Source organism: Thermoanaerobaculia bacterium, from assembly GCA_018057705.1.
Lineage (GTDB): Bacteria > Acidobacteriota > Thermoanaerobaculia > Multivoradales > JAGPDF01 > JAGPDF01.
The window spans coordinates 1-20,217 of record JAGPDF010000067.1 but is presented as its reverse complement, the minus strand read 5'-3'; the positions used below and the strand labels follow the sequence as shown (position 1 = coordinate 20,217).

At 68.2% G+C, this 20,217-nt stretch carries 19 protein-coding genes and 3 tRNA genes; 14 read left to right on the top strand and 8 right to left on the bottom strand.

Annotated features, from left to right (window positions below; translation table 11 throughout):
* Nucleotides 1–2,390: hypothetical protein (locus KBI44_16795; protein MBP9146136.1), on the bottom strand; the 2,390-nt coding region annotated here is incomplete at its 3' end.
* 152 nt (nucleotides 2,391–2,542) lie between these two features.
* Between KBI44_16795 and KBI44_16790 the strand changes: the two genes are divergently transcribed.
* The 6 genes from KBI44_16790 (at nucleotide 2,543) to KBI44_16765 (ending at nucleotide 6,202) form a co-directional block, all read left to right on the top strand.
* Nucleotides 2,543–3,430, top strand: a complete 888-nt coding sequence (locus KBI44_16790) for a cyclic nucleotide-binding domain-containing protein (protein MBP9146135.1) — start codon at nucleotides 2,543–2,545, stop codon at nucleotides 3,428–3,430.
* Nucleotides 3,427–3,945, top strand: coding sequence for a peptide deformylase (gene def, locus KBI44_16785; protein MBP9146134.1), 519 nt, complete (start codon nucleotides 3,427–3,429; stop codon nucleotides 3,943–3,945). Before KBI44_16790 ends, def begins: the two co-directional genes overlap by 4 nt.
* 74 nt (nucleotides 3,946–4,019) lie before the next feature.
* Nucleotides 4,020–5,453: a cysteine--tRNA ligase gene (gene cysS, locus KBI44_16780; GenBank protein MBP9146133.1), complete on the top strand. Its 1,434-nt coding sequence runs from the start codon at nucleotides 4,020–4,022 to the stop codon at nucleotides 5,451–5,453.
* A 110-nt stretch (nucleotides 5,454–5,563) separates the two neighbouring features.
* Nucleotides 5,564–5,968 carry a YraN family protein gene (locus KBI44_16775; GenBank protein MBP9146132.1) on the top strand — a complete coding sequence of 135 codons (405 nt, stop codon included), beginning with the start codon at nucleotides 5,564–5,566 and terminating at the stop codon, nucleotides 5,966–5,968.
* Between the two features lie 38 nt (nucleotides 5,969–6,006).
* Nucleotides 6,007–6,081: transfer RNA gene (locus KBI44_16770), tRNA-Gly, on the top strand.
* Nucleotides 6,082–6,127: 46 nt separating this feature from the next.
* Nucleotides 6,128–6,202 (top strand) — tRNA-Cys (locus tag KBI44_16765).
* Between the two features lie 81 nt (nucleotides 6,203–6,283).
* Here the strand turns inward: KBI44_16765 and KBI44_16760 are convergent.
* Complete coding sequence (locus KBI44_16760) at nucleotides 6,284–6,598, bottom strand: hypothetical protein (GenBank protein ID MBP9146131.1); 315 nt, start codon at nucleotides 6,596–6,598, stop codon at nucleotides 6,284–6,286.
* Between the two features lie 130 nt (nucleotides 6,599–6,728).
* Nucleotides 6,729–7,244 carry a hypothetical protein gene (locus tag KBI44_16755; protein MBP9146130.1) on the bottom strand — a complete coding sequence of 172 codons (516 nt, stop codon included), beginning with the start codon at nucleotides 7,242–7,244 and terminating at the stop codon, nucleotides 6,729–6,731.
* Between the two features lie 278 nt (nucleotides 7,245–7,522).
* On the opposite strand from KBI44_16755, the gene KBI44_16750 reads away from it, so the two are divergent.
* Both KBI44_16750 and KBI44_16745 read left to right on the top strand, forming a co-directional pair.
* A tRNA-Leu gene (locus KBI44_16750) sits at nucleotides 7,523–7,607 on the top strand.
* Nucleotides 7,608–7,728: 121 nt separating this feature from the next.
* Complete coding sequence (locus KBI44_16745; GenBank protein MBP9146129.1) at nucleotides 7,729–8,259, top strand: hypothetical protein; 531 nt, start codon at nucleotides 7,729–7,731, stop codon at nucleotides 8,257–8,259.
* Between the two features lie 354 nt (nucleotides 8,260–8,613).
* On the opposite strand, the gene KBI44_16740 is transcribed toward KBI44_16745, so the two are convergent.
* The 4 genes from KBI44_16740 to KBI44_16725 form a co-directional block, all read right to left on the bottom strand.
* Entirely contained in the window at nucleotides 8,614–9,657 is a 1,044-nt protein-coding gene (locus tag KBI44_16740; GenBank protein MBP9146128.1) for a low specificity L-threonine aldolase, read from the bottom strand.
* Between the two features lie 123 nt (nucleotides 9,658–9,780).
* Nucleotides 9,781–10,635 (bottom strand): hypothetical protein, encoded by an 855-nt coding sequence (locus KBI44_16735; protein ID MBP9146127.1) that lies wholly within the window; start codon nucleotides 10,633–10,635, stop codon nucleotides 9,781–9,783.
* A gap of 151 nt (nucleotides 10,636–10,786) precedes the next feature.
* Nucleotides 10,787–11,653: a hypothetical protein gene (locus KBI44_16730; protein MBP9146126.1), complete on the bottom strand. Its 867-nt coding sequence runs from the start codon at nucleotides 11,651–11,653 to the stop codon at nucleotides 10,787–10,789.
* A gap of 51 nt (nucleotides 11,654–11,704) precedes the next feature.
* On the bottom strand, nucleotides 11,705–13,924 hold the full coding sequence (locus tag KBI44_16725) for a hypothetical protein (GenBank protein MBP9146125.1): 2,220 nt from the start codon (nucleotides 13,922–13,924) through the stop codon (nucleotides 11,705–11,707).
* 230 nt (nucleotides 13,925–14,154) lie between these two features.
* Here KBI44_16725 and KBI44_16720 point away from each other — a divergent pair, with 230 nt between their 5' ends.
* Nucleotides 14,155–14,340, top strand: a complete 186-nt coding sequence (locus tag KBI44_16720; GenBank protein ID MBP9146124.1) for a hypothetical protein — start codon at nucleotides 14,155–14,157, stop codon at nucleotides 14,338–14,340.
* Nucleotides 14,341–14,344: 4 nt separating this feature from the next.
* On the opposite strand, the gene KBI44_16715 is transcribed toward KBI44_16720, so the two are convergent.
* On the bottom strand, nucleotides 14,345–15,211 hold the full coding sequence (locus KBI44_16715) for a hypothetical protein (GenBank protein ID MBP9146123.1): 867 nt from the start codon (nucleotides 15,209–15,211) through the stop codon (nucleotides 14,345–14,347).
* A 131-nt stretch (nucleotides 15,212–15,342) separates the two neighbouring features.
* Here KBI44_16715 and KBI44_16710 point away from each other — a divergent pair, with 131 nt between their 5' ends.
* The 5 genes from KBI44_16710 to KBI44_16690 all read left to right on the top strand — a co-directional run.
* Nucleotides 15,343–16,893: a sel1 repeat family protein gene (locus KBI44_16710; protein MBP9146122.1), complete on the top strand. Its 1,551-nt coding sequence runs from the start codon at nucleotides 15,343–15,345 to the stop codon at nucleotides 16,891–16,893.
* A gap of 86 nt (nucleotides 16,894–16,979) precedes the next feature.
* Nucleotides 16,980–17,708, top strand: coding sequence for a PilZ domain-containing protein (locus KBI44_16705; protein ID MBP9146121.1), 729 nt, complete (start codon nucleotides 16,980–16,982; stop codon nucleotides 17,706–17,708).
* A 108-nt stretch (nucleotides 17,709–17,816) separates the two neighbouring features.
* Entirely contained in the window at nucleotides 17,817–18,299 is a 483-nt protein-coding gene (locus KBI44_16700) for a DUF4440 domain-containing protein (GenBank protein MBP9146120.1), read from the top strand.
* 126 nt (nucleotides 18,300–18,425) lie between these two features.
* Entirely contained in the window at nucleotides 18,426–19,781 is a 1,356-nt protein-coding gene (gene dnaB, locus KBI44_16695; protein ID MBP9146119.1) for a replicative DNA helicase, read from the top strand.
* The coding region (locus KBI44_16690) for an alanine racemase (protein ID MBP9146118.1) at nucleotides 19,774–20,217 on the top strand (444 nt) is incomplete at its 3' end. The genes dnaB and KBI44_16690, both read left to right, overlap by 8 nt.

The window sequence follows — 20,217 nt, the reverse complement described above, 5'->3', positions numbered from 1 at the left end:
TGCGACCGCACCGTGGGCGCGGGCTGCGACCGCTGCGCCGGCTGGGACTTCACCGACGGTTCGTACACCCTGGACCCCGCTCCAGCCGGGTTCCTGCCCGTCGAACCGTTGCCGGAGGAGGGCGGCCGATAGGCGGGCTCCTGGTTCTTTCCGCCCGGCGTCGCGTACCCCGACCCTGACCCCGACCCCGTGTTACCGCGAGTTGGAGCGCTGCCCCTGGTGCTGCCCACCGTGCCGGGGCTGCCCGTTGCGCCGCCCGCGGCGCTCGGGTTCTTGGATCCTGACTCGCTGCCCGGCGACGGCCGCCGGACGCTGCCGACGACGCGCTGCACCGGTGCGCTCTCGCCACCGCGCGACTTCCAGAGCTGGCGATCATCGCCGTCAAGCGCAGGAGCCTTGCCCGCGCCGGGTCCGGCGGGTTCGTAACTCTTCGTGACCGGCGCGGGAGGCGCAGGGCGGGTTGCCCCGGAGCTCGGGGAACGCTCCTTGCCACCCGAGATCGTCCCCTTGCTGGAGGGCCCGCTTCTCTGCGAGGGCGCGGACTTCACGCTCCCGGCACGCGCGTCCGCGGATCCCCTGGCTCCAGTCGCTCCAGTCGCTCCAGTGCCGCCGGTGCCGCCGACCGTTCCCTTGGTCGCCGCCGTGCCGCGCGAATCGATCTGCGGGGTCGACTTGCCCGCTCCATTCGGAGCCGTCGTGCGCCCCTTGTCGAGGACGACGCCGGGGGTCGCGCCGGGGTTCTCCCAGCCGCCCTTGCCGCCCTTGTCGCCCTTGTCGCCAATGCTCCCGCCCTCGAGCGGAGTCTTGCCGGTACCGGCGGTGCGGTCGGTCTTGTCGTCGCCAGAGGCATCCTTCTGCCGCCAGGTCGGTGTCTCGGCGACTTTCGCCACCCGGTCTATGTCGCGAATCACGCCGCGCTCCTTGCCGGTGGGCGGCACGATCACCCTGGCGACCTCGTTCGGAAGCCTGCCCTTGCGTCCGACGAAGTCGGTCATGTCGGGCAGGTCGCCCCCGGTGCGCGGGTTCTGGCGCTTGCCGATCCGGTGGAGGAGGTCCTCGGTCCGGTCGGTGCGATCGAGGCGCTCGGGCCGCAAGTCCCGTGTGTCGGTCGTCAGCAGGCCGCGCGGCGGCTCGCGGTGACCGGATTCGCGCTCCATGTCCCGGCCCCGGCGCATGTGGCCACGGAAGCGCCGGTCGCGGAAGCAGTGCACCGGCGCGAAGTTCCAGTCGGAGTAGATGCCCCAGCCGCCACCCGCCCAGCCGTAGACACCGTAGCGAAAGCCGCTGTTGTACCAGGGACTGTAGAAGTGGCTGTAGTAGCCGATCGGAACCCAGCCGGCGTAACCGCTGGTCCAGTTCCAATAGACCCAGGCCGGGGAGTAGAGAGCGCCGGGGCGCCAGGCCCAGCCGTAGCCCGGCAGGCTGCACCAGCGGCCGTAGTGATAGGGAACCCAGCCCCAGGGCTCATAGGAGACCCAGGTGTAGCCGGAGGGCGTCCAGGCCCACCGGCCCTGCCAGTAGGGGCGCCAGCCGTCGGAGACGTAGGGCCGCCAGTAGGAGACGCTGTCGACCTCGATCCAGTTGCCGGCGTTGTCGAGAGGCGCCGCGTCATCGGCGAGATGGGGTTCGACGTACCTCGCGCTGCGAGAGGCGCTCTCGGCCCGGTCGGTCAGCACTCCACTCCAGCGCTCGAGGTCGTCGGGTTCGTCGGCCGCGCCGAGCTCGAGGTTCGCCTCACGGCTCCCCAGGGCGACGATCGATTCGTCGGCACGCACCACGGAGGAGCCGCGGTCGGTGACCACCTCGGCGTACCCGCGACGGGTGACGATCCGTGTCCAGGCTTCACCGTCGCTCCCGACGCCGGTCTCGACCCGATACTCGCCGGGCTCCTGCACGTAGACGGTGGCGTTCGAGGTGATGACGCGCGGGAGCTCGTCGCCGAGCGCTTCGTCGGCGATTGCGAGGAGGAGCTCGCCGCCTTCGAGCCGCAGGACGGTGACGCGCTCCTCGCGGTCGCCCGAGAAGGCGATGCGCTCGAGGACGACGCTGGTCGCGCCGCCGAGGAAGAGGCGATTGCGATCCGAAAGCGCCAACTCGAGTCGCGAGCTCGACTCGACGCGAATCAGATCGCCGGTGAGGAGGGGCTGGTTGGTCTCGAGCGGCTCGCCGATTCCCTGCCCGGCAGCGGCGACGGTCGCCGACCCCTCCAGGGTACGCAGATACGAATAGCTCGCGCGCTCGTCGGTGATCGGTGCGGTGGCCTCGGCAGGCTCCAGCGGGGCTTCGCCCGACTGGCCGAAAGCCAGAACGGGGACGAACAACAGCATGAGACCCGCTGCTGCCCAGCGAAGTCGGGTCGAACCCGGTCGAATCAGCGCTCTTTCGGTCATCTCTCTTCTCCTTGCTGCCCTGCGCAGGAAGTACATAGCAAGGTGCGGGCCAGGCACTCCCCGCAAGAGCGGCTGGGGTTTCTCGCGCTCCTCGCCCGGCGCCACCGGGGGGGACAGGCCGCGCCCGGCGCTGGTAGACTGCAGGGAACAGAATGTTGAAAAAACTGTTCGGCAAGAGCAGCCCCGAGCCAGCGAAGCAGGAGCTGAGCATCGAAGATCTGGTCGTCCTCGAGCGCTACGAGGAGGCGATCGAGCGTCTCGAGAAGAAGACGCACGACAATCCGCACGACCTGCACTCGCACCTGCGGCTGGCGGAGGTCTATACCCAGGTCGGCAAAGGGGCGAAGGCGCTCGACCAGTTCCTCTACGTCGCCGACATGTACACCGACGACGGCTTCTACGACAAGGCTCTGGCGCAGCTCTCGAAGGTCGCGCGGCTCGCCCCGGGAGACGCTTCGGTGCAGGCCCGGATGCAGCGCATCCAGCGCTTGAAGGACCTCGAGCACAGCCGGGTTCTGGCGATCGAAGGGCTGGTCCAGGCGCAAAGCGAGCAGGATCCGCTGATGCGGACCTCGCCGGTCGAGGTCGAGCGCATCTGGCAGGGTCTGGCGAACACATCGGTCGTCGAACGGCTCTCCGGGGACCAGCTGAAGCGTCTGTTCGGTGGCTGCGAGCTCCTCGCGCTCGAAGGCGGGCAGGAGATCGCGGCGCGCGGTTCCCGCGAGGAGTTCCTGCTCATCCTGATCACCGGTCGCGTCGAGGCCCAGTTCACCGCCTCCGACGGCCAGCGATTCCAGTTGCGTGTCTTCGAACCGGGGGACATTCTCGGCGAGCGCTCGCTGCTCGAGCACAAGCCCTGGCCGGCGCACTACCGCACGACGGAGCGCGCGAAGTTCGTCAAAGTCGGGGCGGCCGGCCTCGAGCGCGCGATGACCGGCAATCCCGACCCGCGTGCCCTGCTCGACGCCCTGCGATCGCAGCGCGCCGACCAGGCGGTCGCGGTCGCGGTCGAGAAGATCGAGGCCGCGTCGAGGGCATGACCTTGCGCCCCATCCTCCTGTTCCCGGACCCGATTCTGCGCAAGAAAACCGAAGAGGTTCAGGCGTTCGACAGCTCTCTCGATCGGCTGGTCGCGGAAATGTCGGAGGCGATGTACGCCGCGCCTGGCGTCGGACTCGCGGCGCCGCAGATCGGCGACCTGCGGCGCGTCGCGCTGGTCGACGTCGACCCTTCCGGTCCGAAGTCCCTTCTCCATGTCCTGGTGAATCCCCGCATCGTGGCGCGCGCCGGCGCCGAGACCGACATCGAAGGCTGTCTCTCGATCCCCGGTTTCACGGAGCGCGTCGAGCGCCCGCTCGCCGTTCGGGTGGCGGCGCAGCGGCTCTCCGGCGAAGCGTTCGAGCTCGAAGCCGAAGGCTTCTTCGCGCGGGTGCTCTGCCACGAGATCGATCACCTCGAGGGGATCCTGTTCATCGATCACCTGCGGGGGTTGAGACGCCAGCTCGCCATGCGCAAACTGGGGAAGCTCGGCTACGCCAGGGAGCAGCTGGCGTAGCCGAGGCTTCGCGGGACCTTCGCAGGACAGTGTTGGCGGCGTCGCCGGGTTGCCCGGTCGTCGAAAGGAGTCGTGTGGATCGCAGAGAGGTGAAGTTCTTCAACACGCTCGGGCGCAGGCTCGAGCCGTTTGCGCCGCTCGAGCCCGGCAGGGTCGGCATCTACACCTGCGGACCGACGGTCTACAACACGGTTCACATCGGCAATCTCCGGACGTTCCTCTTCGAGGACCTGCTCTGCCGGAGCCTGCGTTTCCTCGGTTTCGAAGTCACCCAGATCATGAATCTCACCGACGTCGACGACAAGACGATCCGCGGCGCCGAGGAGAAAGGGCTGGCGCTCGACGTCTACACCGCGCCGTTCATCGCTGCCTTCGAGGCCGATCTCGCGGCGTTGAACGTGGTACCGGCGGCAGAGTACCCGCGTGCGACCCATCACATCGAAGGCATGCAGGCGATCATCAGCCGTCTGCTCGCCGGAGGCTACGCCTACGAGAGCGACGGGTCGGTCTGGTTCCGGATCGCCGCCGACGACGACTACGGCAAGCTCTCCGGCTTCAAGAAGGACGAGGCCCGGGTGGGGGAGCGGGTGGCGAGCGACGAGTACGAGACCGAGGACGTGCGCGATTTCGTGCTCTGGAAGGGTGTCAAGCCCGGCGAGCCCTCCTGGCCATCGCCCTGGGGCCCCGGCCGTCCGGGCTGGCACATCGAGTGCTCGGCGATGAGCGCCGCGTTCCTCGGCGAGACGTTCGACATCCACTGCGGCGGCGTGGACAATCTCTTTCCGCACCACGAGAACGAGATCGCCCAGAGCGAGTCGGCGAACGGCGTGCCGTTCGTGCGCACCTGGCTGCATTCGGAACACCTGATCGTCGACGGCCAGAAGATGTCGAAGTCGCTAGGCAACTTCTACACCCTGGGCGATCTGCTCGCGCGCGGCATCTCGCCGCGGGCGCTGCGCTATCTGCTGATCTCGGTGCACTACCGGCAGAAGCTCAACTTCACCTTCGCCGGCCTCGACGGAGCGCGCGCAGCGTTGACCCGAATCGACGACTTCATCGATCGGGTCGAAAACGCCGCGATCGCTCAGGGGCACGAAGAAGAAAGGCTTTCGGTAAAGGTAGAGGCCCTGATTTCCGGCTTTTCAGCGGGTCTGGCCGACGACCTGAATGTCTCTGCGGCCCTCGCTTCGCTATTCGATTTCGTGCGCGAGGTGAACGGGATGATCGATCGTCGGGAGCTGGGTGCCGGCGATGGGGAGCGAATTCTTGCGGCGCTGCGGCAGATCGATTCGGCGCTCGGGGTGATCTTCATGCCGTGGGGAACGGCGGCCGCCGGCGACGGCGAGCCGTCGCCTTCCGACGTCGAGATCGAGTCCGCCATCGCAGCGCGCAAGGCGGCGCGCGCGGCGAAGAACTTCGCCGAGTCGGACCGCATCCGCGACGACCTCGCGGCGCGCGGCGTGGTGCTCGAGGATTCGCCGCAGGGCACGCGCTGGAAGCGCCGCTGAGCGGTCCGCGATGCCCGCCATGCCGGTGATGCCGCCGCTGCCGACGCCTCCGATGCCGCCGATGCCTCCGATACCGCCAACGCCCGCGGCCGGACCTCCGCGGTGAACAGGTGAGCAGTGGCCTCAAGGGGTTCTCGGAGCTCCCGCACACGCACGCCCGCGGCGCGGCGGCGGAGGAGGCGGCGGAGGGCTACCTGCGCGGCGTCGGCTACCGCATCGTGGCGCGCAACGTGCGCACGAAGGGTGGCGAGCTCGACATCGTCGCCCTCGACGGCGACACCCTTTGCTTCATCGAGATCAAGGCGCGGGCGACCGCCGAATACGGCCGCGCGATCGAGGCGGTGGGGCCGCAGAAGCAGCGCCGCCTGGCGCGCGCCGCGGCGCTCTTCCTGGCTCGGAACCGCTCCGACCGCCCCTGCCGCTTCGACGTTCTCGGCCTCGACCGGAACCGGGAGGGGGCCTGGGGCTTCACTCTGCTGAAGAACGCCTTCGACGCGCCGCTGCTCTCGTCTTGACAGCCTGCGCGGCCGTTCGCTATCGTCCACAGGCCCGAGCGGGAATAGCTCAGTGGTAGAGCACAACCTTGCCAAGGTTGGGGTCGCGGGTTCAAGTCCCGTTTCCCGCTCCAATTTTTAGACTCAAGAAGGCCGCTTTTGGGCGGCCTTCGCTTTTCGGGCGACGTAGCCAAGTGGTAAGGCAAGGGTCTGCAAAACCCTCATTCGCCGGTTCGACTCCGGCCGTCGCCTCCACAGTTCCCCTCCCTGCAGCGAGTTTCAGCCAAGTTGAGTCGGGCGTCCTCTTTGGGTGACGCTCCGCGCCAGGCGATCCCGTCAGTCGCCGCCGCCTCCGCCGTCCCCACCGCCGTCCCCCGAATCGCCCCCGCCGGAGTCGTAGCTCTCACTGGCGCCACCGCCACCGAACTCACCGCCGCCTTCCTCGAAAGAGGAGCCGACCGGGTGGGTCGATTCGCCCTGGAAGATCCGAACGTCGGGCACATCCGAGGCATGGACGGCAGCGATCGCATCCTCGCCGTCCCGCAGGCGCCGCCGGTTCGCGATGCGGTGAAGCCAGAAGATCCCACCGTAGAGCCCGAGCACCAGGGCCAGAGCCAGGAAGAGGAAGAGCAGGCCGGAGAGGTTGCTCATGGGGAGGCGGCGCCGTCCAGGGCGACAACCAGGCTACTCGCTCCCCCCACGGAGCCCCGGCCGCCTCCGACTCTTCGATCGCTTTCTCCGTTCCAAGATTCGACCTCTATGGCGCGTTCCGCCTCGCCTCTCAACGGTTCGCCAATCGACGATCGAGGACCTCCTGCCAGCTGTGGACGGCGGCGTTGCTTTCATCCAGGCGACTTTGAGCTTCGGCGAGCTCGGCGGTCGTCGAGGCAATCCGCTGGCTCACATTCTTGCGCTGCTCTTCCCAGTTCTGCTCCATCGCTTCGACCATGCTCGGGCTGAGCTCCCCTCCCTCGTCCGATTCCTGACTTGCCTGTCCAATTGTGATTTGAAGCTCGATACTGCGTTTCTCATCCTGGAGCCCCTGCAATCGCATGCCGGCGCCTCTGACTTGACGCTCGAGGTCGGTTGCCTGGCTCTGTGCGAGCTGGACACGCTTCATGAGCAGGTCGAGGTCGGCCGAGTCCGTCTGTTGGGCGAGCAGGTTCGAGATCTTCTCCAGCACAGCGTGAATCTTGACCAGTTCGCCCGCGACGCTCGGGCCGGGCTCCTCCGCGAGGCCGCGAAGCGGTATTGCGAGGGCGCAAACGAGAATCGCCAAGAGCGAGAGCTTTCGCACAGACTTCTCCTTTTTGGGCCGCATGGCCATGAGCAACGATCGTGACAGCCTAGGACAGGCCCTGGCGCTAGCGCCACCCGGACGATGCCGTCCGACCCCGCTCGGCCGGGGGCTTCGATGGGGGTAGAGTTCGTCACGTCATGAACCCGCGACCGGACGCGAGGGGCCAATCCCACACTGATCCCACAGTGCCGCCTCGAACAGGCCCGAATCTCCCCTCGGAGACCGACGGCCGGAAAGGGGCTTCCAGCTAGGGTTTGTTGAAGAATCAGCACTTTGCCGGAGTGGCGAAATGGCAGACGCAGGGGACTTAAAATCCTCCGGGTAGCGATACCCGTCCCGGTTCGATCCCGGGCTCCGGCACGATTGGTTTCTTGTTTCCTTTTCGGGGACTCCCGTCCGGGCTGAGGCGATTCGCGCTTCGGTCCGGCAGCAGGTTCTCACTTCGCGGCCTCGGCTTCGTGCCGGCCGCTGGAGCGCGCAGATGCAGACGCCTCAGAATCACTTCCTGATTGCCGAGTGGCGGCGTCTGGGAGCGCAGGAGCAGAAGGAGCTCGCCCGGGACATTGCGCGCGCGGTCTTGCAGGGCGCTGTGGGTCGACCCGAAGAGGAGGAGTTGGCGCAGGCGCTTCGGTTCCGGGCGGCGGCGCTGCGTCGATCCTCGGAGGAGAGCCTTACGGCGGCGGTACGCTCGGGTCTGGTGAGGCTGGCAGCGCGGCCGTTTCTCGACCTCCTGGTACAGGTCCACTTCAGCTCGCGTGCGGAGGTGCTGGCTCGCACCTACGATCTTCTGGGCGTCGAGCACGCTGGGGTCGAAGTCGAGGATCCGGTGCTGAACGCTCCGTTGGACGAAGGCCGGGTTCGCGCTGCCTTCTCCGGCGTCGCGTCGTCCTCGGACTCCGTGCGTCTGGAGCTGTGCCTGGTGGTGATGAGCCATCTCTGCTCGCCCGCCTGGCAGGCGGGAGTCGCCGCCGCCATCGACGCCCTGCGTAGCTCGGGAAACGCCTCGAACTGAAAAGGGGTCCGAGTCCGGCAGCAACCGCCCGAGCCTTCGACCGCCGAGCCCTCGTCGACCCGTAAGAGCCAAGCGAAATAGCTCAAGTCCTTCAGGAGTGTCGGCCCTAGCGCGCCGGGCTCCGCTCACACTCCCGCGTCCGAGCAGTTTCGTTTCGGATCGAAACTCATTAGGATCTTCGGCCTTGAGGCCGGAGCGGCGCGGTGCTCCGGAAATCGAAACGCCGGACTCGACGACACCAAGGAGAACGACATGGGCGACAAGGGCGGCAAGAAGGACAAAGCGAAGAGCGACAAGCAGAAGAAGCAGAGCAGCCAAGACAGCAAGAAGAAGGACAAGAAGAAGTAGCGGACCTCAGCCGGGGGCCTTCGCCATCTCCGCCTGGATTGCGGCGACGAGCTCGTCGACATCTTCGGCGTTCGTGGCCCAGCTGGTCATCCAGCGGACCTCCTCGGGGGAGTGGTTCCAGAAGTAGAAGTGGAAGCGCTGCTGCAGGCGCTCGCTGACTGCGCGCGGCAGGGTGGCGAAGACGGCGCTGGCTTCGACCTTCTGGGTGATCTCGACGCCGGGGATCGTCCGCACGCCGGCGGCGAGGCGCTGGGCCATGGCATTCGCGTGCCGGGCGTTCGCCAGCCAGAGATCGTCTTCGGCGAGGGCGAGGAACTGCGCCGAGAGGTAGCGCATCTTCGAGGGGAGCTGCATCGACTGCTTGCGCAGGAAGAGCATCTCGCCGGCGAGGCCCGGGTCGAAGACGACGACCGCCTCGGCGCCCATGGCGCCGTTCTTGGTGGCACCGAAGGAGAGGATGTCGACGCCGGCGTCCCGGGTGAAGGCGCGCAGGGGGAGACCGAGAGCGGCCGCCGCGTTGGCGATGCGCGCGCCGTCCATGTGGACCCGGAGTCCCAGGTCGCGCGCCGCGGCGCACAGGGCGACGAGCTCCTCGCGGGTGTAGACCGTGCCGTACTCGGTCACCTGCGTGATCGACACCACCGCCGGCTGGACGTGATGAAAGTCGCCGACTCCCCGCATCGACTCCCGGAGCATCGCCGGCGTGAGCTTGCCGTCCCGGGTGGGGACGTCGAGGAGCTTGCACCCCGCGAGGAGCTCCGGCGCGCCGCACTCGTCGACCTGTATGTGCGCCTGCTCCGTGCAGACGACCGCCTGCCAGGGCCGGGTGAGGGCACGCAGAGCGACCACATTGGCGCCGGTGCCGTTCCACACCGGGAAGACCGCGGTATCGCCGCCGAACTGCTGTCGGAACCAGTCGACCGCCCGGGCGGTCCAGGAGTCGAAGCCGTAGGCCGGACTCGGGCCCTCGTTGGCGGCCGTCAAGGCCGCGAGCACCGCCGGATGGACCGGTGCCGTGTTGTCGCTGGCAAACTCGCGCGGCAGGGCCAAATGGCCTCCTTTTCGGCAGACTTTCCTGGGCTTGAGGGCTCGAATCCCCTACGGATCCAGACGTTACCATTCGTCGCGGCGACACCGATGCCAGCCCGGGGGCGCCGGGGGCCCACAGGGGGCTCAGGGGGCAGCCAGGCTCCAGAGCGAGGTATTGCCGCGCTCGAGGCCGTCGCAGAAGAGGCCGGTCGAATCCATGCAGTTCGAGCTGTAGTTCACCGCCAGGTAGACAGTGACAATCTTGTAGGTCAAGGGGCCGAGGAGTGGCGTGAACTGCCCCCCGGCGGTGAAGTCGCCGGGGCCGAAAGGCGCGCCACTGTCGTCGAAGGTCGTCATCGCGGCGTCCGACAGGACGGCACCGACATCGCTCGCGCCGTACGGGCGCACGAGATAGTGAGTGCCGATTCCTGGCGTCCGCCTGAGGGTGTACTGAGCGAAGCTCGCTCCGGCGTCCTGAAGTTCGAGGATCAGGCTCGGTGTCCATTCGACTGCGCGAGCGGTGTCGTCGGCGCCGTTGGGCTGGAGATCGAAGTCCGCCATGTTGAAGAGCTCGAGCCCCAGACTCTGGCTCGCGCTGAGATTGTGGAGCTCCATCGCCACCACGACGACTGCGTCGGGTGAGCCATTGTCGAGGTCGTGGATCGTCGCCCTCTCCACGGCGGAAAAGAGCCCGCGGCCGCCGACATCATTCCAGGTGTGAACCGACTGCGCGCCGGCGTACTGCTCCGTGTCGGGCGGTGGGAAAGCGGTCTCTTGGCTGTCGCCAGCGACGCGGAACCACCAGCCGAACTCGAAGAGGTGATTCTCGTTCAGGTTGGCGGAGACCCCGCGCAGATTGACTGCCGGCGAGGTGCTCCAGCAGCCGGCCTTGCGCTCGAACTGAATGGAGCCCAGCGAGATCGTTCCCTGGCCGAAAGCGCTTGCAGAGGCGGAGAAGGCGAGAGCGGCACAACCCACGAGCAGCGGAGCAGCACGCATGGGGTTCTCCCTTGCCTGGGGAGCCCGACCTTCCGGCTGGAGATCGGATTCGAGGCTGCTCTCAAGGTACGCCCGGAGGCCGGAAACCTGCCCGCCCGGATGGGCAGGTCGCGGAGCGCGAGCGCGCCGGAACCGCGCAGCGCTCAGCGCTTCACTTCAGCCGGCCTGCGGGGACCTTTTCGGAGAACTGCCAGCCGGCGTCCCCGCGCACCATCTTCACCAGGAATAGCCACTTGGCGCCGGGGTAGAGCTCGCCTTCGACTTCGAGGATCGCGGCGTCGCCGCGCATCTCGCCGCCGGTGACCCTGGGCTCCTTGGGGAGCCAGAAGTTGCCCAGCATGTCGACCGCCGCTGCGAGGTTCTCTTCCGCTGAGTTGTATTCGACCTCGAACGAGCGCATCCGGTCCGGAGCGACGCCGGCCTTGATCCCCGTCCAGTCTTTCTTGCCGACGGCGCTGTAGAGCGCTGCCAGCGCCTTGCCTGCGTCGCCGCCGTCCGCGGGCAGCTCGGTCCCGGCGGGTGGCCGGACGACCGCGGCGGCGAAGGTCACGTCTACCGTCCAGCTGGCGCCCGACATCGGCTTCACCGGCTTCGGCGACCAGAGGCGTCCGGCGACGCGATCGGGCGTGCGCTCCGTCCACTCGACCTTCAGGCCGCCTCTCGTGTCGTCGATGTACTGCGTCATGGTCTCCTGAAAGGTCGCGTTCATCGAGGCGCTGCCGTCGGTGTGCGCCCAGATCAGAATGTAGTCGCCCTTCGACGCCTCCGAGTTGATCGCGTCGACGTGCGGATCGAGCGCTTGCGCGAGGGCGGTGGTGTCGAGCGCCGCGCCGCCGAGCAGGACCTCGACCGACCGCTTGCGGCCGTCCGCCTGGTCGCGCACTTCATAGGCCGTGGCGACCTTCGGTGCGATCGACGAGCCGCCGGTGGTGAACTTGCCGGAGGCTTCTCCGGCAACGAGAGGCGCGGCGATCGTCGAGAGGAGCATGCCGAGGAGAGTCAGGCGGATTCGCTGCATGGGGTTCTCCGGAAGGAACGGCCGGCGGCGAAGTGGAGCAGAGCGCTGCACCTATGGCACGGGCACGATGGTCATGTAAGCGAGGAAGGTGTAGGCCCAGTCGCCGGTGGCGTCGGAGCGGCCGCCGATGACGAGGGAGAGTCTGCCGTCGGTGAGCTCGACCTCGGTCGAGGCTTCCGTGATGTCGGAGAGCACCTGCTGGTCGACGACGCGGATGCCCTCGACCATCGCGTTGTGCGGATCGGGGTTTCCCACGCCGCCGCGGCCGACGCCGACGGTGACCAGGTAGCGGCCGTTCTCGAGATCGAACTCGAAGAGATTCTCCCGCCCGAAGTCGTCCCAGATGTAGGAGGTCTCGAGGACGTTGTAGCCGGGGTGGTCGACATCGTAGTGCGAGAGCAGGATGCCGGGATTCCCCTGGTTCGGGCCTCGCCAGCCGTATCCCAGGGCGTCGCTCCACGGATTCCAGCCGATCTGGATCCAGGTGTGTCCAGCGAAGACCAGGGGGCCGGACGGAATGGCCGGCGCGCAGCAGGGCTGGAAATTGATGTAGTACTCCCCCCGAGGTCGCGTGCCGGCGAGCTCCAGGGCCGGCATGTCGGTTCGATGCCCTTCGAGGTACCGGCCGAGCTCACAGCGCAGCGCTGCCTGAGCGTCGGCGTCGTGGTTCCAGTCGATCTCGCTGTGCGCGGCGGAGAGCGCCGCCCGGTCGGCGACTTCGACGACGCCGGGCCGCGGCGGCTCGCCGCCGTTGGCGAGCACGAGGTATTCGTAGTCCTCGAAGCCCTCGCGCAGGAGCTCGAGGCGGACGGTCGAATTGCCGAGAGAGAAGAAGCTGTCGCCGTCGTAGTAGCTCCAGCCGCGGGCACGCTCGGCCCAGGCGATCCAGGGAAGCATCCGGACCTCCAAACCCTGGCGGGCGGTGACCGTCGGGTTCACCCAGAAGTCGGGGGCCAGACTGTAGAGCCAGACCTCTTCGCCCAAGAGCATGCGCTCCGCGGCGTAGTTGCGCTTGAGCTCGCCGAAGTGGGCGAGCCATAGGTCGTAGCCGCAGGCGCCGCCGGCGTTCTCCGCGATCTCCGGCTTGGGCTCTTCGCTGATCGCCAGACGCAGGCCCGGCGCGGCCGCCCTCGATAGGCGGCAGAGGTGCGCAGCGAGATCGTAGTCGGTCGGGTTCGCCGGCTCGTTCATCACGTAGGAAAAGGTCTTCGACAGCAGTCCCAGACCCTGGAGGTAGTTCTCCAATCCGCCAAGGAAGTCACTCCACTCGGCGTTGTAGGCGGCGCTGCCCCACTGCGGCGGGCTGACCGTGCCGGTCTCGCGCGGAATGCCGCAGAAGGTGAGCGGCCGCGGCTCGCTGTTGCTCACGAAGCGGAAGAGCTCGCCGGAGGGGAAGCCGACGCCGTTCCAGCCGCTGCCGAGGAGCCACTCCTGCGCCAGGTCGCCCAGGGCATAGTTCGGATTCGGTTCGTGGTCGGTCTCGTCGTCGAAAGTGGTGCAGAGTGTCGCCGGGTGGACGGCCTGGTCCCAGGTGATGTTCCAGCGGAAGCCGGAAGGCCAGGTCGGCGTCGCCGGCGTCAGGCGGTGGTCGAAGAGCAACTGCTTCCTGGCGTCCGCCGGATCGGTGAAGGTCACTGGCAGCTGGCTCTGAAAAGTGGCCGCAGGGGGCAGCAGAGCGTTGAAGACGTAGAGCTCGACCGGAACGACGACAGCGGGGCGGTTCGAGAAGTCGACGGTCAGCGTACTGGTGTGCAGGCCCGGGGGAGCGTCGGCCGGGACGTAGATCGTCACCCAGAGGACCAACGGCGCCTCGGCGGGGTGCAGGGTCCGGGCGACGAGTGGCTGGAGCGCCTCGATGCGGTCGCCGGTGTAAGTCGCCTGGCGCAGGTCGATCGTCGCTCCCGGGCCGAGGCCGGCGAACGGCGCCAGAGTGGCCGAGACCAGCGCGGCGTCGGCGGCGGGCGGGTGGAGCGCGACGACCAGCGGCTCGAACTCGTTGCGGGCCGCGAAGAGACGCAGCGTGCCGCTCGAGGCCTCCGGCGGCAGATCGGTCGTGAGGACCTTCTGCGCCGCCGGCACGGTCCAGGCGTCGACGGCTGCGCCCGGCGCGGTGAGGGTGAAGGTCGAGGTCGCCGGGCAGTAGGTCGGCGGATCCCAGGCTGCATGGTTGCCGGCTTCAAAGCCGTCGCTGAAGATCACGTCCTGGGCGGCGAGGGGGGAGGCGAGACAAGAGCAGAGCGAGCAGAGGACCGTCAGGCGGACGAATCTCATGGTCACCTCCAAGCCGGAAATGGTGCCGGGAGTGTAGCAGCCTCTCGGAGCGCCACCCGGCAGGTGTCGCAGGGATCCCGGTAGCGTCACGCCGCAGGCGAGGCGAGCGGAGCGCGATGGGGAGAGATCGACGGCTGGCCAAAGGTTCGAGGCCGGCGGACGGGACCCGTGCGGGGATTCGGGCCTGGTAGGTTCGGCGCCATCACTCTGGTGGGATGAAGATGCGGAAGATGTGGGCCGTAGTGGGGGTCTGTCTGGCGGCTGGAGGAGGTCTCGCGGTGGCGCAGGGGGCGATCGACTATGCCGACCTCAAGGTGAAGCCGGGACAGACGATCCGCATTCTGGTGAAGGAGTCCAGCGGCTACAGGGCCGAGGACGACGGCCTTTTTCCCGAGATCCTCCTCACCCTGAAGTGACCGCTCAGTCGAGCCGGCCCGCCGGCACCTTCTGGGAGAACTGCCAGCCGGCGTCCCCGCGCACCATCTTCACCAGGAATAGCCACTTGGCGCCGGGGTAGAGCTCGCCTTCGACTTCGAGGATCGCGGCGTCGCCGCGCATCTCGCCGCCGGTGACCCTGGGCTCCTTGGGGAGCCAGAAGTTGCCCAGCATGTCGACCGCCGCTGCGAGGTTCTCTTCCGCTGAGTTGTATTCGACCTCGAACGAGCGCATCCGGTCCGGAGCGACGCCGGCCTTGATCCCCGTCCAGTCTTTCTTGCCGACGGCGCTGTAGAGCGCTGCCAGCGACTTGCCTGCGTCGCCGCCGTCCGCGGGCAGCTCGGTCCCGGCGGATGGCCGGACGACCGCGGCGGCGAAGGTCACGTCCACCGTCCAGCTGGCGCCCGACATCGGCTTCACCGGCTTCGGCGACCAGAGGCGTCCGGCGACGCGATCGGGCGTGCGTTCCGTCCACTCGACCTTCAGGCCGCCTCTCGTGTCGTCGATGTACTGCGTCATGGTCTCCTGAAAGGTCGCGTTCATCGAGGCGCTGCCGTCGGCGTGCGCCCAGATCAGAATGTAGTCGCCCTTCGACGCCTCCGAGTTGATCGCGTCGACGTGCGGGTCGAGCGCCTGCGCGAGGGCCGTGGTGTCGAGCGCCGCGCCGCCGAGCAGGACCTCGACCGACCGCTTGCGGCCGTCCGCCTGGTCGCGCACCTCGTAGGCGGTGGCCACTGTCGGAGAGATCGACAGCGGGCCGGAGGTGAACTTGCCGGAGGCCTCGCCGGCGAGGAGGGGCGACGCCAGCAGCGGGAGGAGCGCGCAATGGGCAACCAGTAGGCGGAGTGTCATGGGCACCTCGGAGAGGGGATTTTTCGACTGAAGTATAGCGGCCGGTCGGGTGTCCGCAGGGCCGCGGCGGGCGCTCGCGGCGAGGGGCGTACACTCCGGCCAACGACGCCAGGCAGGGCAGGAGGAAACAGATGCGCCGATCTCGCATTCTGAAGTTCGCGGCTTGGGGGTTCGTTTCGACGCTGGCAGCCGCTTCCGGTGCGCCGCGCACGCTCGCTGAGCTCCAGTCGGAGGCGGCGAAGGGGAGTACGCAAGCGCAGCACGAGCTCGCCGAGCGGTACCGCGAGGGCGACGGCGTGGCGAAGGACCCAGGGGCGGCGCTCCAGTGGGAGCGTCGGGCGGCGGCGGGAGGTCTGGCGCTCGCGCAAAACGAACTCGGGATCGCTTTCGAGCTCGGTGAGAGCGTCGGCGCGGACGCCGCCGAAGCCGTGAAGTGGTACCGGTTGGCGGCCGAGCAGGGGCTGGACCTGGGCGAGTTCAACCTCGCCAGGATGTACGCCGCGGGCACGGGCGTGCCCCAGGACGACCGCGAGGCCGCGAGCTGGTCCCGTCTCGCCGCCGTGCAGGGGCTCAGGGAGGCGCAGTACTTTCTCGGGGTCGCCGTGATCGCCGGTCACGGAGTTCCCATGGACGAGCGCGCAGGCGTGTACTGGATTCGCCTTGCCGCCGACCAGGGACTCGAGGTTGCGCAGGTGCACCTCGGCGCGTGCTACGCCCAGGGTATCGGAGTTCCACTGGACATGGTCGAGGCCGCCGGTTGGTACCGCCGGGCGGCAGAGAACGGATCGGCGGAGGGCCACTATCGTCTGGCCAGGTGCTATCTGCATGGGCGGGGAGTGGCGCAGGACCTTGACGCGGCGATGGGCTCGTTTCGTCGCGCGGCCGCGCTCGGAGACCAGGATGCCCTGGTCGACATCGGCGTGATGTACAGCCATGGCGAGGGTGTACGGGTCGACAAGCAGGAGGCCGTGAAGTGGTATCGCCTCGCGGCGGACCAGGGGAATGCGGACGGACAATTCAATCTGGGTGTGGCCTATGCGCGCGGCGAGTCGGTTGCCAAGGACGAGCGCGAGGCGGCGAGGTTGTACCGCCTCGCGGCCGAACAGGGGAACGCCCGGGCGCAGCTCAATCTGGGGCTTGCCCTGACGACCGGAAGGGGTACTCCCAAGGACCCGAAAGCGGGAGCGGACTGGTTTCGCCGTTCCGCCGAGCAGGGCAACGCACGGGCGCAGTATCTCCTCGGCTCGGCCTATGCTCGCGGCTTCGGCGCCCCGCACGACGACGCCGAGGCGCTGCGTTGGCTGCGCCGCGGGGCCGAGGGAGGGTTCGTCCAGGCGCAGGTTGAGCTCGGCGAGAGGTCTCACCTGGGGAGCGGAATGCCCAGGGATGATGCCGAGGCAGCGAAGTGGTACCGGCTCGCCGGCGGGCACGGAAACGTCCGCTCTCTCTATCGTCTCGGCGAGATGTACGCGCATGGCGACGGCGTCTCACGCGACGAGCGCGAGGCCTACATGCACTACTACCTTGCAGCTGCACTTGGCGATCGGATGAGTGCCGTCCAGCGCGATCGCTTGGTCGCGAGCTGGACAGCGGAGGCGCAGGCCTCGGCGCGCACCGAAGCGCAGCACCGGCTCGATCACCTGCGCTCGATTGTGGCAAGTGACGCAGCCGGGGAGCGCTGAAGGCGAGCGCGGACTCCTGTACTCTAGAGGGGCAGGCGGGGAAACGGGTGAGTATGCGGGAGCCTGGAAGGGCAGGATCCGGGTGGGTGGCCCACGCGGAGGATACGGCGCGCGGCCTGCGGCGGATCCTGGCGGTGGGCCTGGAGCCGGCGCTCTACGGCCGGATCGAAGCGCTGCTGAATCGTTCGTATTTCGAAGTCGACAAGGTGCCGCGCGGCGAGAACGGGCGAGTCCTCTGTGCTGCGATCGCCTTCGACCTGGTGCTGGTGCGGTATCCCCTGCCCGATATCGACGTCACCGACCTGCTCGCTGCCCTGCGATTGCCGGCGTCGCCGTGCGAGAACAGCCAGATTCTGCTCCTCGCGGATGAGCCGCGGCTGTTCCAGGCCGAGAGACTGGTGGGCCAGGGGGCCAATGCGGCCGTCGCGACCGACAAGACCGGGGAGTTCCTGAGCGGCTTCGCCGCCCAGCTGCTCGCGGTGGCGCCGAGGGTCGCCTCGCGGATGATGGTGCGGCTCCAGGCGCGGATCGGCGACGGCGAGCACCAGGCCTTCTGCCAGACCTACGACATCTCGCGGAGCGGCATGTTCGTGCGCACCGACTCGATCTACTCCCTCGGCTCGATGGTGGAGTTCGAGCTCCTGCTTCCGGAGGAGCGCGAAGCCGTCGTCGGGAGGGCCGACGTCGTGCGTCATTCCGCTGGCGGAGCGGGCAAACCCGACGGCATCGGCCTGCGCTACATCGACTTTCGCTCCGGCAGCGAAGCACGGCTGACCGCCTTTCTCGGTCGTGCGCCGGCATCTTCCGCGCCGTAGATCCTCGCGCAATCTGCTCGTCAGGCCGGGTTGCGCGGCGGCCAGAGCCGGGAGTCCGCCGGCATGGTAGGTTGCCTTCTCAATTCTGAAGGGAGAGATCGGATGAACATGCGACGGATTTGGGCCGTGGTGGGGATCTGTCTGGCGGTTGGAAGTGGTCTCGCGGTGGCGCAGGGGGCGAAGGTCGACAGGGCGGCGGAGGAGGCGGCGCTGCGGGCATTGGACAAGGCCTGGTCGGAGGCGGCCAACCGCAAGGATCTGGACGCCACGGTCGCTTTCATGGCCGAAGACGGCGAGACGCTGGCGCCCAATGAGCCGGTGGCGCGCACCAAGGAGGCCATCCGCGCCTCGTGGAACGGGCTGATGCAGCTTCCCGATGCCAAGATCTCCTGGCAGGCCGAGCGCGCCCAAGTGGCGGAGAGCGGCGAGCTGGGCTACACCAGCGGCTCCTACAGCCTGAGCTTCACCGGCCCCGACGGCAAGACGGTGACCGACAAAGGCAAGTACCTCGAGGTCTGGAAGAAGGTGGACGGGAAGTGGAAGTGCCTGTCGGACGCCTATAACTCCAGCATTCCGCTGCCGCAGCCCTAACGCCTGCTGAGGTCGCGCCGGGCGCCCGGGGCGGGCAGCCGGTGACGCCAGAGGCGGCCGGAGACCCTGCGAGGGCGGCGCCTCCGCCCTCGCAGGGGGCCCGATTCGGCTAGGATAGCCGGGCCCATGCTGGAGCTTCTCAAGCCCCCGAAGTCGATGCCGCAGAGCGAAGAGTCGGAGCGCGCCGTGCTGGCCGCGGTGCTGCTCGATCCGCGGCTGCTGCCTTCGGTCTCCGGCCGCCTCAAGGCGGAGGACTTCCACACCGAGCGCCACCGGCTGATCTACGCCGTGATGCTCGAGCTGCAGGAGGTCCAGGTCTCGATCGACCTGCGCACCGTGCAGGCGAAACTCGAGCAGAAAGCGGCGCTCGAGAGCGCCGGCGGCCTCGCTTACCTCGCGGGTCTCGACGTCGACCTGCCGGATCTGGGCCGCTTCGAGCACTACGTCGAGATCGTCAAGGAGCGATCGGTCCGGCGGCGGCTGATCGACGTCTGCCGGGACATCACCCGCGAGTGCCTCGACGGCGGGGTCGACGCGCAGAAGGCGCTCGACCACGCCGAGTCCTCGATCATGGCGCTCGGCGAAGAGGCGATCCGCCGCGGCTTCGTGCCGTTCGACCGCATCATCGAGGAGACCCTCGAGATGCTCGAGGAGAACCCCGGTTCCGCCCTCACCGGCGTGCCGTCCGGGTTCATCGACTACGACAGGTACACCCACGGTCTCGGCAGGGGGACGCTGATCATCATCGGCGGCCGCCCGGGCATGGGCAAGACCAGCTTCGCGCTCAACATCGCCTCGCACGTCGCGATCCGCGAGAAGAAGACGGTGGGGATCTTCTCGCTCGAAATGGGGCAGCAGGAGCTCGCGCTGCGCATTCTCTGCGCCGAGGCCGACGTCCACTTCTCACGCATCCGCTCGGGGCACCTGTCGCAGCAGCAGTGGGTCAAGGTCGTGCAGAAGATGGCCGAGATCGGCAAGGCGCCGATGTTCATCGACGACTCGGCTGCGCCGACCCTCCTCGAGGTCGCCTCCAAGGCGCGGCGGTTGAAGGCGGAGAAGGGCCTCGAAGTCCTGGTGGTGGACTACCTCCAGCTCATGCAGGCCGGCGGCCGCTTCGAGAACCGCAACCTCGAGATCTCGGCGATCACCCGGGCCTTCAAGCAGCTCGCCAAGGAGCTCGACATCCCGATCATCCTGCTGTCGCAGCTCTCGCGCGCATCGGAGAAGCGGGGCGGGGACCACCGGCCGGTGCTCTCGGACCTCCGGGAATCGGGCTCGATCGAGCAGGACGCCGACCTCGTGGCCTTCATCTACCGCGACGAGATCTACAACAAGGAGGATCCCTCGGTGCGCGGCCTCGCCGAGTTGATCATCGCGAAGCACCGGAACGGGGAGACCGGCACCGTCAATCTGGTCTTCAAGGGCGAGACGACGCGATTCCACAGCTACGATGGCAGCCACGCCGGGAGCGACGTTGGTTGAAGCCGACTGCGGGGCGCACTCGCTGCGCCGAGCCTGGGTCGAGATCGACCTCGCGGCCCTCCGCCACAACTACCGCCACCTCGCCGGGCTCGTCGCCCCGGCGAAGATCCTCGCCGTCGTCAAGGCCGACGCCTACGGGCACGGCGCGGTCGCCGTCGCCCGGGCGCTCGAGGCCGAGGGGGGCGAGCAGCTCGCCGGCTTCGCCGTCGCCACCGCCGAGGAGGCGATCGAGCTGCGAGCCTCGGGTGTCGCTTCAGAGATCGTCGTGCTTTCGCCGTTGCCCCCGGAAGCCGCTTCCGTCCTGCAGCGTCACCGCCTGACTCCAGTCATTTCCAGTCTCGAGAGCCTCCAGGCTCTCAAAGCCTTCAGTAAAGGGTGTGGGTGGGTAGCGCCACTGCACCTCAAGTTCGACACCGGGATGACGCGCCTCGGTATC

What these genes read in the sequence shown, in the direction of transcription:
- dnaB (MBP9146119.1), top strand. Translation starts at nt 18,426, where the DNA reads ATGCTGGAGCTTCTCAAGCCCCCGAAGTCGATGCCGCAGAGCGAAGAG.
- KBI44_16725 (MBP9146125.1), bottom strand. Translation starts at nt 13,924, where the DNA reads ATGAGATTCGTCCGCCTGACGGTCCTCTGCTCGCTCTGCTCTTGTCTC.
- KBI44_16790 (MBP9146135.1), top strand. Translation starts at nt 2,543, where the DNA reads ATGTTGAAAAAACTGTTCGGCAAGAGCAGCCCCGAGCCAGCGAAGCAG.
- KBI44_16745 (MBP9146129.1), top strand. Translation starts at nt 7,729, where the DNA reads ATGCAGACGCCTCAGAATCACTTCCTGATTGCCGAGTGGCGGCGTCTG.
- KBI44_16760 (MBP9146131.1), bottom strand. Translation starts at nt 6,598, where the DNA reads ATGAGCAACCTCTCCGGCCTGCTCTTCCTCTTCCTGGCTCTGGCCCTG.
- KBI44_16720 (MBP9146124.1), top strand. Translation starts at nt 14,155, where the DNA reads ATGTGGGCCGTAGTGGGGGTCTGTCTGGCGGCTGGAGGAGGTCTCGCG.
- KBI44_16700 (MBP9146120.1), top strand. Translation starts at nt 17,817, where the DNA reads ATGCGACGGATTTGGGCCGTGGTGGGGATCTGTCTGGCGGTTGGAAGT.
- def (MBP9146134.1), top strand. Translation starts at nt 3,427, where the DNA reads ATGACCTTGCGCCCCATCCTCCTGTTCCCGGACCCGATTCTGCGCAAG.
- KBI44_16730 (MBP9146126.1), bottom strand. Translation starts at nt 11,653, where the DNA reads ATGCAGCGAATCCGCCTGACTCTCCTCGGCATGCTCCTCTCGACGATC.
- KBI44_16710 (MBP9146122.1), top strand. Translation starts at nt 15,343, where the DNA reads ATGCGCCGATCTCGCATTCTGAAGTTCGCGGCTTGGGGGTTCGTTTCG.
- KBI44_16735 (MBP9146127.1), bottom strand. Translation starts at nt 10,635, where the DNA reads ATGCGTGCTGCTCCGCTGCTCGTGGGTTGTGCCGCTCTCGCCTTCTCC.
- KBI44_16715 (MBP9146123.1), bottom strand. Translation starts at nt 15,211, where the DNA reads ATGACACTCCGCCTACTGGTTGCCCATTGCGCGCTCCTCCCGCTGCTG.